Here is a 12450-nt window from a genome sequence, read left to right as displayed (position 1 = left end):
CGCAACTGTTTCATTGTTGAAGAGTTACTATTGCAGTTATCAACGATATCACCTGTCACTTTTAAAATTGGCGTGTTACAAAGTACAGACTCGCTAGCGTTGATTGTTACCTGTGTTGCATTATTCACAGTAATGGGCTGGCCCTTGGCTTCAATAGTGATCCCTGACTCGGTTAATAAGATGTGTAATCCCCACTGGTTATAGAGCACTACTTCTCCGGGATTTAAATTCTTATGTCGATATTTTTTATTGTTGCTGGCAATCACTACAGCACTTGAACGATCCCCACCAAGATAACCAATCACAACGTCAGTACCGGGCGGCAATGCAGACGAGAAACCAAATTCAGCCATCCTTGCTGTATTGTCACGCACTTCAATTGGCGTCTGATACTGAACAACTTGAATGTTTCCGCTATCGCGTGAGGTCTTGATTTTGCCAAGCCCCAACATCATCTCAACCCGGCGAGATAACTTTCTGATTGCATCATTCATCATCTGATAGTCTCTCTCAAAATTGCATAAAACTCATACGGCTGTACTGCGAAAGCCGCTGGCGGCATTAAAACTAATTGCGCTTGCGTGCCGTTATCGCCGTTCCGTGTATAAGTGACTTCCGATAACAGCCATTGCTCATTCTCAAGTCCAAAAATAGGCATATGAATAGGGATCAACGTGTTAGGTTGCCACAGCTTACCGCTGCTATCTCTCCACGAATCGACTGTGACCTTTAACACTTTTGAGCGCCCATACCTGCGGTTCATTTCCCAGTCGATAGATTCTTGCGAGCGCTTTGCTGATATAAGCGTGCTTTCTATGATTGTGACATAGTTCCGGTAGCGCATTTTCTTAGCTTCGGGATCACTAGCTGTTGCTAACGTGACGACATCATAGCCGCTGTCATTGCTCGTCTCGTTCAATCCACTTATAGCAAAAGACAAGCCGGTGTATTCAGAAAACCGCTCATTCATTGAGCTATTGTAATCTGACGTTTCGACATTCTTCCCTTGCTCAATCCCACTAGCCGCTAGCTCTGTACCTACCCTCGTCATAATTAAATTGCCATCAGGCAAATCGTAATAAAGAAGAGCGGCAAAACGAGTAACTCGATCAATCACTTCTTGCGAAGACTCACCCCAGTTCAATGTGAACTGAGGGACAGTTGGCATATCATCAACATCAGAAGTCACTTGAATGTCATACCACTGGGCCAGTTTCTGAGCAATCTGTAGCGGGGTAGCTTGACTAATAACGTTATTAGGCCACTTCGCTGAACAGTCTACTAAGTCCTGACATTTACCCCTACCCGACACTTTTATCTCATGCTTATTTTTGGAAATAGATGGGTTCCAGCTATCTATATAGCCCGTGACCACGCGATCATCACCGAGAAACACTTCGCACTTCTCACCCGGTTCTACAAGCTGCTTCTCATCATTGCCGGGGTAGTAGTCCATCAGCATCAAATCAAAATCGGAGGGTAATCGTTCAATACCTCTCGTCACCCGCACACTGTCCCACCCAAAGATGCGGCGGCCGCCGATGACTAACGAAAGCTCATCACTCTTCATTGTTTCAGCGCCTTAAATTTTACTGGCATGAAAGCCGGGTGAATGGGGGAGACAGCTTGGACTAATTCATCACTGCGTTCCGCATCTTGATAAATCCTGTTAGCAATATTTAGTACAGGTAACACAGAGGGTAAATTAAATTGCGTCAAACGCCCTTTCGCATCTTTCAGCGAGAAACTTTCAACAAATTCATAACGTAGCTGAACAAGAGCCTGAAAAACATCATCAGCCGCCAGATCACCCGCTTTGATAATGGCGTTGTCAAGCGATTCACAAACACGCCGCTGAATTGTTGCGGCTTCGTCACGATTGGCGGGAATGAGTTCACTTGCTGTTTTTGCCATCGCACCGGCAGACAGAACAACAATCAATAATGTGGTGGCTTCTGCTACGTCACGGTCTACATTGCTTTGCTGATATTGTGTATTTTTAAAGCTGGCAAGATTTTCAAATACCCGCACTTTCTCAGTCGTGCTGCCCGTTGTATTAATGATTGCATTGATAACTAATTGCACGCCACCCGCCAACCCCTCAATAGAGTTAGCGCTGTTAAGCTGTGAGAGGGCTTTTGATATTGCCTCTCGTCCCATCACAGCCGAAGCCATTTTTTCATTAACTACATTTTTATAGTTTTCACTGTCATTATTTCGCAGTACAACGCCCGTTGCACCGGAGACAGAGCCGCCAATCTTGCCCCGACTGTAACGCCCGTAACGTTTACTACCGAACGTGGAATTCAACATGTCACTGAGATTTGTCACTTCATCGATTGATGACTGCACCATCTTTTCCCAAAAATTAATGGTCTGTTTGATGGTTTTAACAGCCTGGGTGACAGTGCGGATCTCGCCTTTTACCATTGAAATGAATTTGGCGGCTGTCGTTGTAGCCGTTCTGAGCCAATTAGCATTCACTTTACTGTCTGCCGCCGTGCTGTTTGTAATAGCAAAAACTTTGAGACCGGACTCAATCACTGTGAGAGTGAACTCAAACACCCGGCCATTGTCGGCACTTTCATTTACACGCAGGCCCGACTCAGTGACGCTGACAGTTAATTCGCCAAGCGTGGGGTGAATCAGCGTCCCGCTAACACCCTCTTCACATGCTGCAACCAGATTATTACGTTGCGTGATCACATCCGGTGCGGAATACACTTTACTGTCTTGAATGATAAAGCCACGAAGGGTTATCTTTCGGCTACTACGGCCAAGATCCTCGATCCAGGCTGTATCACGATAAGGGTATTCATGCACCGCTTGCCGTCTGCCGAAAACGCTTTCACCTGATACTACGGCAAATGGTACCCCCCGGAATGATGCCGGGTGTAAATGTTCCGACCACTTCCATTCTTGGCCCTGTCCCAAGAAGGCGGAAATAGCATCTTTAATCAATGGCATATCACCACCTATGGTTATTTCCAGATGTAAAAAAACCGCAATTAAGCGGCTTAGTAAATAATGGGGTTGTTAAATTAAATCCAATGAAATCCTTTAGCCATTAAGCCAGCTAATCCAAGAGCTACAGCAATTATCGCACCAAATAACAGGCGGAAGTCTGTACGCGCATCACTTTTCATTTCCTTAAAATCTGTGCGTGTATCTTTTTTCATTTCCCGTACGTCAGCTTTCACCTCGTCTATAGATTTTTTGATGTGTTCAACATCTGACTCAAGCCTCGCCACACGAGCTTCTAACATATCATCACCTCCACCGCCGCCATCATACCCAGCATTTTTTCGCGATAACGCGCTCCATCGGTTAGTATAAACTACATTTGACTCCCTTCTACTAACAAGCATGTCTATTTCTCCCCTTGCTTTTTATTCACCCACTCCGTGATGACACGAGCTGAGAAGAAAAATTCATACCCACAGTTTATACATGCTATCCTGAAATGGTAGTTATCAGGGTCTACTTGTGGTCTCATCCCGACGTGATTGATCCTAATGGGCACAAGAAAAGAGGGCAATGACTGCTCTACATCCTCACCTTCTTCTGACACGATAATAGGTGTAGTCTGAGGGATGGCAATGTCTGTTTGATGACAAATAGCACAAGTTATCGATGATTTTAACTTTTCATTCAAAAAATCAGCAAACATATCCGGCGTTATCGCCTTTAATGCTTCCAACAACTCTGCTTCACTTTTGTATTGTTGCGTCATATTGATTACCTCAGTCATAGCTATACATTAAACCACTGACTAATAAAAGAACACAACTGAATTTATTTACAGTGCCATCCTTGGCTTATTGGTTAAGCTGGCAACATAGCCACGTCTAGAATTTTCATGAGGTTTTCTTTCACAAACTGACTGCGCTCGCTCTCATGAATGATGAAAAATCCACGACTTTCCAATATATTCACAAAAGTGTCCACGCTCTCAACAATCCAGCCGGACGGTACTACTTTTGCATCGGTCAAAGTTCCATTTTCGTATGTGAATAGGACTCTGCCGCTGATTTGGCTCATATCCACTATAGGAGCTCTCTCTTTCTGACTGAAATAACAATCTTCCAGTTTTTCGAAAACATCCCAGGCTTGATCTGTTTCTAACATCTTGGCGTGACGAGCTGCTCCGCGTTCGGTCCAAAGTATTAAGCTGCGGGCACGTTTTGCGACTGACTGACTTCCTGTCAGTCTGTTCTTTAATTCTTTTAAATCAGAACCTTCAACTTTGAAATAATGTTTACCCTGAGTAAAGCGATCACTGTTTCGTTTGAAGTTTTGCTGAATGTTGTTGATTTCAGTTCCATACAACTCAGCAAGTAATTCAGTTGTGATTACCGGTACGCTATTGTGTACAACTTGAGGTAGTGACTGCACAGATAAATTGCTCATGCCGACACCTCGCTAACCAATAATTCAGTATTTATTACTAATTCACACTGATATGAAATTTGTGTCAGAGTGATACCATTAATGACAAGCTGGTTTGCATCTGTTAAATTATCCATGCAATTTACCTCGTTTGGTAAGTGATAACTAGAAGCCCTAACTGTTGCCGCAGTTGGGGTTTCACTCTTTTTAGTTAACAACAATATCATCTTGTTACTCCCATGAAATTAGTCGTTTTTGTTACAATACTTCAATCTATTGTTTTGCTTTGATATTTTCTTTTAAATTCCAATATCAAGCAATTTAACTATCCCGAAACTGGGAATAATCTCCCAACTTAGCCGTCCGTGGCCTTAAATCCTTAAGCTACTTCAACACCGTGGATCAAATGTTTAAGTGCCTTGATGCCGTTCTCGTTATAACGAAATGCCTCAACTTGTTTATTAGAGTGGGCGGATTTATCCAGGAAGAACTTCCCGTATTGCTCGGTTTTCAGATTGTTATCATTAGCAATCCGCCCGATTTTGTTAGCTGACAGATCCAGCATCTTTCCTACTTCACCAGCCGTGTAATATTTCTCTTCCAATACAGGGAGAGGAATCACATCTTGACCAATCAAGGGATTAATCACCGATGCTGCCAGCGTCTGTTTAGCCAAGTGATCCAGGTTCGGCAAAAGCATATTTAGTCTTTCAATCGAAGCTATGTTTTTTTCAAGAGCAACAGACTTCAACTGCTCTGCTTTAGCAAGTCGGTATTCAGGTAATCCTGATTGACTTTTAACCGGAGCAGCAGCAACCAACTTTCCAGAACGGTAATCAATGAAAGTTTGGTTAACCTGCAAGCGGAACTTTGGAGAGATCCACCCAGCATACTCAACGGCCAAAAGCTCGTGGGCGAAAGTGCCGGGATTCACCCCGCCTTTTCGCACCTTGAGCACTTCTTGACCTAAGGCGGAATTCTGCCTTAACTCTTCAACAAGCTCCAGAGCTTGTTTTGTGTCGAGCCAGGTCTTGGGTCGTTTGGCATCTTTACCACCACTCGCTTTGTGCAACGCATTTAGGTTGAAACGACCTTCTGAGTCTGTAGTGATTTCGACGCCAGCGATGACAGGAAGGTTTTTATTTGTTACATTGTTCATGTTGGTTCCCTTGATAGTTGCTAACATTAGAGACCTCAGTCGTTGGCGCGGCTGGGGTTTTGCTTTTATTGCACTGCATGCTTCCTTTGCCCTATCACCCTATTCATTCGATCCTTCAAGATTTTCACAATTTCAGCATTCAAAGAGCGACCGCTCTTATCGGATTCTTCTTCGTACCATTCCCTGATCTCTTGCGGCATCCTTAAAGGATATGGGGGTATTCTTTTGTTGTGACTCATAATGATTCCTTTTTTCTCCTTAATATCAACTTAACATAGCCAAATGATGGATCATAAGGACTCACTTGTCAAACATATATTTGCTATCTACACTGCCAAGTAGTGAGTCTAAAGGAGTCAATATAATGTCACGCATAGCACCATACCCTTTACGAATGCCGCCAGAATTAAGAAAGGCATTAGAAAAAAAAAGCTGAAAAATCAATGAGAAGCCTCCAGCAAGAGGTCATCTACCATATTGAAATGTCATTACAGATAGAAAACCTTCTCGCATCTGCACCACCAGCATCAAATGATGCTTATACACGGATAGCTAAAGCATTAAGACTGGAAAAAACAGTTGAAGAAAAAGATAAAGAAATTGAAAAATTAAAAATGCAAGTCAGTCTTTTAGCTGAATCAACTAAAATCTCGGATATGGCGAAATTCGATATTATTCAACAAAATGTTGAGTTCATAAAATCAGCTATAAGAAAAATAGAAAATGCAATACCGCCTGAACCAATCACATTAACCAACAAAAAAGCCCCATAAGGGGCTTACTGTGAGCCAGTTCCTGATCCATATCGTTTTTCCAGATTGATCACGGTCTTATATATATCATAAGAATATATTTTGAATTCACCATCTATGGCCAAAATTATGTGAGCATCTTCTCCCCGAGGGTAAACAATAGCTTTGTCTTGGTCTAGAATGGAAAATTTCATAATAGGAATGCTCTCCCCGTTTCCATTCTTAGTCAGCGTCAAAAAATCAGTATATTTATAACAGAGCGTACCTTTATTTTCATAAAATCCATTAATATTAAAGTGACAATCAGGACGCAATAAACCAAAAGCAAAAGGAACGCTGATAGGGATACCAATTGCTAATACACGCATTGTTGTTCGAAACGCTGTTTTCTTTCTTTGAAAAGATAAACAAAATGCAATTGCAAATAAAAAAACAAGCGTTACCATAATTTGCCAAATAGACACAAACACCTCTCATCCAAATCAAATGACCAATCATTATTCAGGTGCTTGACGAAATCAAGGTTAAACTACTAAACAACATTAAGATCGCTCTAAGACGCTCTTGCCATGTGATTAAGGATATTGCATTGATGTTGTTACCCGGCCTCCGGTTTTTGCATTAAATTGCTGCCGCTCTCCGGTCTTGTTGCTGACAATTGTGATTTCTACCTGGAGTTTGTTTTCACCAATCGCTGATTGAATGGCGTCGGCTATGTTCTGAGCAAGCTCGCTATTATTTGCTTGATTGGCAAAAATAGAGGGAGGTCTTTTGTCTGATTCAGGCAGCACAGGTTGATTAATCATACGCTGTTGATTTAGATAATATCTGTCACGCAAACCCTGCCAGCGCGGGTCAAAGATGGCAGCGGTTATTGCATCCGTGATCTCCTGCTTACTGAATGGCTGTTGACCATGATTTTCTTGTTTAATCATTGCCACCATCAGATTTTCAAGTACTTTTGGGTCGTGCATATCTAACTGTTGATTGGGAAGAAAGCCTGTCTCGTTTGAGACAAAGTTAATATATGCTTGGGTATCATTTCTATCTACACCCCCGGCCGGTGCATAAGTGCTGATTGTGCTATTAACAGTATTCTTTCCTCTATCGCCGTTCAGCATTAACTGACGAGCCAATGCAGAGAGTCCATCATGATTATTACCGAACTTGACAAATGTTCCATTTTTTCCTTGTACATATCCAATACCATTTGGAGCGTCACGCACATTTCCCGGATTTTTAATTCTCAAGCCAAACGAATCCTTTACTGGTTTTCCGTAAGAATCGGGATATTTTGGAGGTTCTATTTTCGCTGGTTCTGGGATTTTTTGGGGCCGGGGAATACCATCTTTTATTTTATCAGCATTATGCCTGCGCTTTTCTTTTTCCCATTCCGCACCAAATCGATCATTAATCTTTTTCTCTAAATCTTTATCAGGCTCACCCCACTGTAAAGAATATCTTTCTCCAAATGAAAGACTTTTCATGAACTTGACATCGTTTAACGCCCTATCGCGCAAATCGCCTTTTTTGTAACCACTAAAAAGAGTATCGGAATAGGCTTCCCGCTTTTCTGCCTGTTCCTTCATATAATCATAACCATCTCCTAATGCGAAATTAGCAAACGCAATTTTAGCTCGATTCATTATTCCTTCAAGGCGGGCGTCTAACTCATTTTTTTTTATCATTATATTGGTTTAATTTATCATTATCGGCTTGTGACCTAGTTAACCCATCTCTATCGGCCTTACTCAATAGTTCTTGATATGTTTCTGGTCCTTTACGCGCCAAAGCCAACCCATTCTCATCCAAGCCAATTTTTTCAGCAATGGTATTTTGAACATCGGACGGATATTTCTGCATAGCCTTGACGACTTCTGGAAAAGTCTTGTACACATCAATCGTTCCGTGATCATTTTCATAGAGAGGAACCCCCATCTTTGTTAATTCCGCTCTGGCTTCTTTCCGTCTTCCTTGCAATGGATGGTTTAAAATCCCATAAAAGCCTTCTACTGATTTTTTAGCATCATCAGCGCTAATACCAAGGTATCTCATTGCCCCGGCTATTCGAGTGAAATCAGGAACATTCATTGCTGAATTTTTAGCTGCAACATCAAAATCATAGGCTTCTTTTCCCATATCATTCATTAACTGAAAGCCTTTTGATATACCACTAGCCGCCATTCCTATACCGCCAATTTTCGCTCCTATCCCGGCGTATTTTGTCGCAAGTTCACCGACATTTTTAAGTGGTGGCACAATATCACCGATATGCTGAACGTTATCTTTGGCATAACGTGACATATCACGTAACTTTGTACCAAGTACATCCACCCCGTCAGTGGATTCAGATCCCCCAAATTTCAGACCTTCTTTGGTTTTCGCTAAATTGGGATTGAGACTATTCAACTTTGCATTGATTTCATCAATAACTTTCGTAACATTTTCATCAGCGTTTAGCTCAAAATCGAAAGCGTTAGCCATTAGTTCGCTCCTTTATTCGGTTAGCTTGTTCAACCCACCATTCAAGCCGTGATCGAGTTAAGAGCCACGCATCACGTGGCCCCCAACGATAGTGGAATGTGACGTCAGCGGCTAATTGCTGCCAGCTATCGAGCGCTTCGAGTCCAAAAAACCTAAAAGGAACTCCTGACACTGATGAAAATCACTGATAGCCATTTTCTTCAATACTGATTCCGGGATGCCTGATACTAAAGAGAGCAATAGACGCATAGCAGCAATTGAATGATTTGATTTGTTCTGCGCTTCATAAAACTGTTCAACTTGAATCAATACCGGCTCTTTCAAATCAATCTGCTCGTAGCGGACTTTACCGTCATTGCTTTCAATTGGGGTGTTTAATACGATAGTTTTAGTGGTTTCTAACATGTTGATTCTCCAAAATTAATTTTCTGTTACTGAAGTGCCTTCCCAGCGCACTTCAAAAGTTGCATCTTCACTATTGACTTCCTGTGTGTTAACCGTCCACATGCCCTCGCCAATAATTGTCTTGCCGTTCGCAATCTCAGCCACGATAGTGACGTTAGTCTGATTATTGAAATCAGCGACAGTTGTTCCGCCACTGTCCCGGACTTTGCATGAGATGAAACCCGCTTGCGGCTTCTCTTTGTAGCCGTGTACGTAGTCCATCCCTGTAAGGGTTTCGCGGGTGACAATCGAGGGACTCCACGTAAAATCCCCCGCGACCATAATACTGATGCCGTCAACGGTCACATAAGCGGTACCCGCGAGCCGTTTTGATGTATTTGCCATGTTTACCTCTTATGCTGCCGGTTGTAAGCGGAACTGATTAAGTAGCGCAAAAACACGCAACTGATTGATCAATGTACCGGTCCATAGAACATCTACCCGGTTCGGGTTCTGTGCATTGATATCGACAATCAGCCCTTTTGCAAAGCTCTTCGAATCCTGTACATAGCCGTTGTATTCCAAAGTACGATACTGCGCGATCAACTCAGCACGGATGACATTCGGGGTCACAATTGCCGAGCCGGGCGCATAGCGGCTGGCGTCCTTCACTAGCTTCATGCGAGCAAATTTGCTCGTGATTTGCGTCCGAATATAGCGTGTGACGTACATCAGCAAGTACAACGTTTCAACTTCCAGATAGCTGTCATCGTTATCACCGAAGCTATTTTTCTGATATGTCGTGATGATGTTTTCGACTTGGATTGTGCCGTCATCTGCAACAGTAAACGTTGAAATTCCGCTATGTAACAGATTGTTACGTTCAATCAAATCAAGTTGGTCCTCTGATGCGGGTGCCAGCACACCACTTACAGGTAATGTTTGTAATGGCCTACCGGGATCATTGCGCAAACTGGGTGCGATTGCGCCAGTCAACGCAGCGGCCCAAATGTAATTCGGGGATGGGGAATTAGTGACTCCCAACAATGTTTCATGCTGATAATTTCTTTGCTCACCGAAGCTAGCCAACTCCCCGTATGCCCCGTTTATGGTGCCATAAGAATGACCGTAAAGTTGCTGTTCCCATGACCATCTACCGGTTGTATCAGACAAAAACGCTTTCACATCATCTAATGACGCTGTGTCAGTGTATGGATTCGCAATAAAATCAAATGAACGGTCTTTGAGATTACCCAATGCGTTTTTGAGATCTGGCGCTCCTGCACCGCCTGTCATTTGAGTTATTTTCAGTTCCATACCTGCGGGAGTAAATTCTCCCCCGGCCTGACCTCTGTAATTTAAACGCAAATCGATGCTATTTCCTGCTAATCCCTTATTTTTAGCGGTTAAAGTCACTGTGTCCGCAGAGTCAAACACAACTGTCGCAGTGACCGGCAATGTCACTTTTTTGTTAATCGCGTCTGACAATGCAGTAGCGACTTGCTCTGCTTTATCTGTTGCAACTACAGTGATCTGCACACGTTGACCGCCGACATACAGCGAGATAATCCCGGTGTCCGTCGCTGGACTGGAGACTTTTACACTGCCTTTCGCTGCAACCATGCCATCGGCATCACTCAGGGGTAACACCCAGATTTCGGCGGCTTGGTCATTGGCGAAATAAGCTTCGGTCATGCCATGAAGCATAGAGCCGTTACCGAACAGGCCCGCGACTTGGGCGGCAGAAGAGATACGTTCCGGGATATCCGGTTTTGCTGTAGACGTACTCAACATCTGACCGATGATCAGTGTGCGCTGTGTCGCAATTGCGCTGTTCGCCATTGAGTTGTCGAATTCGACATAAAAAAGCGGTGCCCGGATATTGTTGGGCACACGTGAAAAGGGTACGGCCATTATTCATTCTCCTTGACTGCCGCCTTTTTAACTGCTTTTTCGGGCTGACATATTTCAACGTCACCGTCTTTTACGCGACGATGCCAAAACAGGCTGTCTTGTACTTCTGTACAACCTTCGGGCAAAAAGATGCCCTTTACGGGATCGCGTACACGCCTCCCGACAACGGGTTTTACAAACATGGGTTACTCCTGATTAATTTGGAAAATTAATTCGAAAATGAGGTTCGGGGGTGCCGTCTGGCATGGCGACTGTGACGTCGATTTCGTCAAGTTCGGCTGCTTCGATTTCGTAGAAATCTTCCGGCCCCTGGTAATATTCGATGTCTAATTCCATCAATAGTTGTGCTGTATGGCCCTCGCCACTGGCATCAATACCAATCGTTGAGCGAACTTGGGAAAATTGCTGAATCTGCCGTGTCAGTTCATAGCTATTAATGACTGCCCGCTCTATCTGTTCGCGTAACCGTTCGAGAGATTCTTCGGCTTTAACTGCGCCATCGTCTTCCACTTCGCTGTCTAACTCTTGTAGACGCCCGGTAATACGTACTGTCGTAACCGTATTGAATTGTGGCGCGTTACGTCCCAGTGAGTTTTTGACGTCAATCGGTGTCTGCACAAGAATGACGGGATACATATCTTCTGTTGTTGACCAGTCGCGCGGAGAATAAACCCGCGCGACTGCATCGGTCTTATGTTTGAGCGAGTCAATGACTAACGCCCGAATACCTGCCGCGTTCATGATTTCACCCTGTTAAGAATAAGTTTTGTTCCGCCGTGGCTGTCTGGCTGAGTATCTGCCACGGCAAACAAAGTATTGACGGGAGCACCACCAACTATGCCAACAAATACCCGATCCCCTTTTTTTGGCGGTGCCTGAAACTCAATGTCGCGCACCCCAAGCACAGGAGAAGTTGTATTGATGGTGCTAGTGTCATCTAATGATTCGACTGTTTGAGTGTAGGCCCGATCAAAGATGCCGTTGATCGTGTAACGAGCGCCGCTTGCGGGGCGGTATTCAACCGGGTCCCCAAACACATCATGCAGCGGTGCTAATAAATGTTGGTCCCAATTGATCCCCATCATCAAACCTCATGACTGATTTTAACGCCGTCATTAACTGTCACTGAGGGGCCATTTTGAGCAAGTGCCTGTTGCCGCAGCTTGTTAACGTCAGCAACAACCCCCAGTTCAATCAAACGTTCTGCATCTTCTGGACTGAGAATGAGTTGCACGAACTCTTTATATTCCTTGCCATCGTGTTTAACTGTCTGGCCTTTCAGCACAACGACAATTACCTGGTCATCAGAAAGATTTTCATCGTCGGCATCAGGAACAGTGGAAGAAGATTCCACCGTTTCTATCTGAG

At 43.7% G+C, this 12450-nt stretch carries 18 protein-coding genes and 1 pseudogene; 1 reads left to right on the top strand and 18 read right to left on the bottom strand.

The genetic code is table 11. From position 1 onward, the window contains the following. From C6H66_RS23505 to C6H66_RS27820, 8 genes are all read right to left on the bottom strand, one after another. A partial coding sequence (locus C6H66_RS23505; protein ID WP_105396889.1) for a phage baseplate assembly protein domain-containing protein occupies window positions 1–494 on the bottom strand: 494 nt, incomplete at its 3' end. Continuing rightward, window positions 494–1570: a phage baseplate assembly protein gene (locus C6H66_RS23500; protein ID WP_105396888.1), complete on the bottom strand. Its 1077-nt coding sequence runs from the start codon at window positions 1568–1570 to the stop codon at window positions 494–496. The genes C6H66_RS23505 and C6H66_RS23500, both read right to left, overlap by 1 nt. Next, complete coding sequence (locus C6H66_RS23495) at window positions 1567–2967, bottom strand: DNA circularization protein (protein ID WP_105396887.1); 1401 nt, start codon at window positions 2965–2967, stop codon at window positions 1567–1569. The genes C6H66_RS23500 and C6H66_RS23495 overlap by 4 nt, the downstream gene beginning before the upstream one ends. A gap of 74 nt (window positions 2968–3041) precedes the next feature. Further along, window positions 3042–3266 carry a hypothetical protein gene (locus tag C6H66_RS23490; RefSeq protein ID WP_105396891.1) on the bottom strand — a complete coding sequence of 75 codons (225 nt, stop codon included), beginning with the start codon at window positions 3264–3266 and terminating at the stop codon, window positions 3042–3044. A gap of 104 nt (window positions 3267–3370) precedes the next feature. Then, window positions 3371–3733, bottom strand: a complete 363-nt coding sequence (locus C6H66_RS23485; protein WP_105396886.1) for a hypothetical protein — start codon at window positions 3731–3733, stop codon at window positions 3371–3373. 92 nt (window positions 3734–3825) lie between these two features. Beyond that, complete coding sequence (locus C6H66_RS23480) at window positions 3826–4410, bottom strand: ORF6N domain-containing protein (RefSeq protein WP_105396885.1); 585 nt, start codon at window positions 4408–4410, stop codon at window positions 3826–3828. Window positions 4411–4768: 358 nt separating this feature from the next. Next, a complete protein-coding gene (locus C6H66_RS23475) occupies window positions 4769–5548 on the bottom strand; it encodes a KilA-N domain-containing protein (protein WP_105396884.1) in 780 nt (259 codons plus the stop codon). Window positions 5549–5613: 65 nt separating this feature from the next. Further along, on the bottom strand, window positions 5614–5787 hold the full coding sequence (locus tag C6H66_RS27820) for an Arc family DNA-binding protein (protein ID WP_105396883.1): 174 nt from the start codon (window positions 5785–5787) through the stop codon (window positions 5614–5616). A 204-nt stretch (window positions 5788–5991) separates the two neighbouring features. Between C6H66_RS27820 and C6H66_RS23465 the strand changes: the two genes are divergently transcribed. After that, window positions 5992–6321, top strand: a complete 330-nt coding sequence (locus C6H66_RS23465; RefSeq protein ID WP_105396882.1) for a hypothetical protein — start codon at window positions 5992–5994, stop codon at window positions 6319–6321. 5 nt (window positions 6322–6326) lie between these two features. Here C6H66_RS23465 and C6H66_RS23460 read toward each other — a convergent pair whose 3' ends face one another. The 10 genes and pseudogenes from C6H66_RS23460 to C6H66_RS26200 form a co-directional block, all read right to left on the bottom strand. Continuing rightward, window positions 6327–6764 carry a hypothetical protein gene (locus C6H66_RS23460; protein WP_105396881.1) on the bottom strand — a complete coding sequence of 146 codons (438 nt, stop codon included), beginning with the start codon at window positions 6762–6764 and terminating at the stop codon, window positions 6327–6329. 111 nt (window positions 6765–6875) lie between these two features. Continuing rightward, complete coding sequence (locus C6H66_RS23455) at window positions 6876–7988, bottom strand: hypothetical protein (protein ID WP_105396880.1); 1113 nt, start codon at window positions 7986–7988, stop codon at window positions 6876–6878. Beyond that, window positions 7972–8784, bottom strand: coding sequence for a hypothetical protein (locus C6H66_RS23450; RefSeq protein ID WP_105396879.1), 813 nt, complete (start codon window positions 8782–8784; stop codon window positions 7972–7974). Before C6H66_RS23450 ends, C6H66_RS23455 begins: the two co-directional genes overlap by 17 nt. 111 nt (window positions 8785–8895) lie before the next feature. Next, complete coding sequence (locus tag C6H66_RS23440) at window positions 8896–9189, bottom strand: phage tail assembly protein (protein WP_052739458.1); 294 nt, start codon at window positions 9187–9189, stop codon at window positions 8896–8898. 15 nt (window positions 9190–9204) lie between these two features. Next, the gene (locus C6H66_RS23435; RefSeq protein WP_105396877.1) at window positions 9205–9573 is read right to left on the bottom strand and encodes a phage tail tube protein; all 369 of its coding nucleotides are present in this window, start codon (window positions 9571–9573) and stop codon (window positions 9205–9207) included. Between the two features lie 9 nt (window positions 9574–9582). Continuing rightward, window positions 9583–11082: a phage tail sheath subtilisin-like domain-containing protein gene (locus tag C6H66_RS23430; RefSeq protein ID WP_105396876.1), complete on the bottom strand. Its 1500-nt coding sequence runs from the start codon at window positions 11080–11082 to the stop codon at window positions 9583–9585. Continuing rightward, a complete protein-coding gene (locus C6H66_RS23425; protein WP_105396875.1) occupies window positions 11082–11264 on the bottom strand; it encodes a DUF2635 domain-containing protein in 183 nt (60 codons plus the stop codon). Before C6H66_RS23425 ends, C6H66_RS23430 begins: the two co-directional genes overlap by 1 nt. A gap of 13 nt (window positions 11265–11277) precedes the next feature. Further along, window positions 11278–11823, bottom strand: coding sequence for an ATP-binding protein (locus C6H66_RS23420; RefSeq protein ID WP_105396874.1), 546 nt, complete (start codon window positions 11821–11823; stop codon window positions 11278–11280). Next, the gene (locus C6H66_RS23415) at window positions 11820–12164 is read right to left on the bottom strand and encodes a head-tail joining protein (protein WP_105396890.1); all 345 of its coding nucleotides are present in this window, start codon (window positions 12162–12164) and stop codon (window positions 11820–11822) included. The genes C6H66_RS23420 and C6H66_RS23415 overlap by 4 nt, the downstream gene beginning before the upstream one ends. Before the next feature lie 2 nt (window positions 12165–12166). Continuing rightward, window positions 12167–12450: pseudogene (locus tag C6H66_RS26200) on the bottom strand (hypothetical protein); the annotation flags it as partial.

Origin of the sequence: Photorhabdus hindustanensis, from assembly GCF_002968995.1 — a bacterium.
Lineage (GTDB): Bacteria > Pseudomonadota > Gammaproteobacteria > Enterobacterales > Enterobacteriaceae > Photorhabdus > Photorhabdus akhurstii.
This window is presented reverse-complemented; position numbering and strand designations above follow the sequence as displayed.

What these genes read in the sequence shown, in the direction of transcription:
- C6H66_RS23440 (WP_052739458.1), bottom strand. Translation starts at nt 9,189, where the DNA reads ATGTTAGAAACCACTAAAACTATCGTATTAAACACCCCAATTGAAAGC.
- C6H66_RS27820 (WP_105396883.1), bottom strand. Translation starts at nt 5,787, where the DNA reads ATGAGTCACAACAAAAGAATACCCCCATATCCTTTAAGGATGCCGCAA.
- C6H66_RS23490 (WP_105396891.1), bottom strand. Translation starts at nt 3,266, where the DNA reads ATGTTAGAAGCTCGTGTGGCGAGGCTTGAGTCAGATGTTGAACACATC.
- C6H66_RS23455 (WP_105396880.1), bottom strand. Translation starts at nt 7,988, where the DNA reads ATGATAAAAAAAAATGAGTTAGACGCCCGCCTTGAAGGAATAATGAAT.
- C6H66_RS23415 (WP_105396890.1), bottom strand. Translation starts at nt 12,164, where the DNA reads ATGGGGATCAATTGGGACCAACATTTATTAGCACCGCTGCATGATGTG.
- C6H66_RS23425 (WP_105396875.1), bottom strand. Translation starts at nt 11,264, where the DNA reads ATGTTTGTAAAACCCGTTGTCGGGAGGCGTGTACGCGATCCCGTAAAG.
- C6H66_RS23430 (WP_105396876.1), bottom strand. Translation starts at nt 11,082, where the DNA reads ATGGCCGTACCCTTTTCACGTGTGCCCAACAATATCCGGGCACCGCTT.
- C6H66_RS23465 (WP_105396882.1), top strand. Translation starts at nt 5,992, where the DNA reads ATGAGAAGCCTCCAGCAAGAGGTCATCTACCATATTGAAATGTCATTA.
- C6H66_RS23420 (WP_105396874.1), bottom strand. Translation starts at nt 11,823, where the DNA reads ATGAACGCGGCAGGTATTCGGGCGTTAGTCATTGACTCGCTCAAACAT.
- C6H66_RS23495 (WP_105396887.1), bottom strand. Translation starts at nt 2,967, where the DNA reads ATGCCATTGATTAAAGATGCTATTTCCGCCTTCTTGGGACAGGGCCAA.
- C6H66_RS23485 (WP_105396886.1), bottom strand. Translation starts at nt 3,733, where the DNA reads ATGACGCAACAATACAAAAGTGAAGCAGAGTTGTTGGAAGCATTAAAG.
- C6H66_RS23435 (WP_105396877.1), bottom strand. Translation starts at nt 9,573, where the DNA reads ATGGCAAATACATCAAAACGGCTCGCGGGTACCGCTTATGTGACCGTT.
- C6H66_RS23475 (WP_105396884.1), bottom strand. Translation starts at nt 5,548, where the DNA reads ATGAACAATGTAACAAATAAAAACCTTCCTGTCATCGCTGGCGTCGAA.
- C6H66_RS23500 (WP_105396888.1), bottom strand. Translation starts at nt 1,570, where the DNA reads ATGAAGAGTGATGAGCTTTCGTTAGTCATCGGCGGCCGCCGCATCTTT.
- C6H66_RS23450 (WP_105396879.1), bottom strand. Translation starts at nt 8,784, where the DNA reads ATGGCTAACGCTTTCGATTTTGAGCTAAACGCTGATGAAAATGTTACG.
- C6H66_RS23480 (WP_105396885.1), bottom strand. Translation starts at nt 4,410, where the DNA reads ATGAGCAATTTATCTGTGCAGTCACTACCTCAAGTTGTACACAATAGC.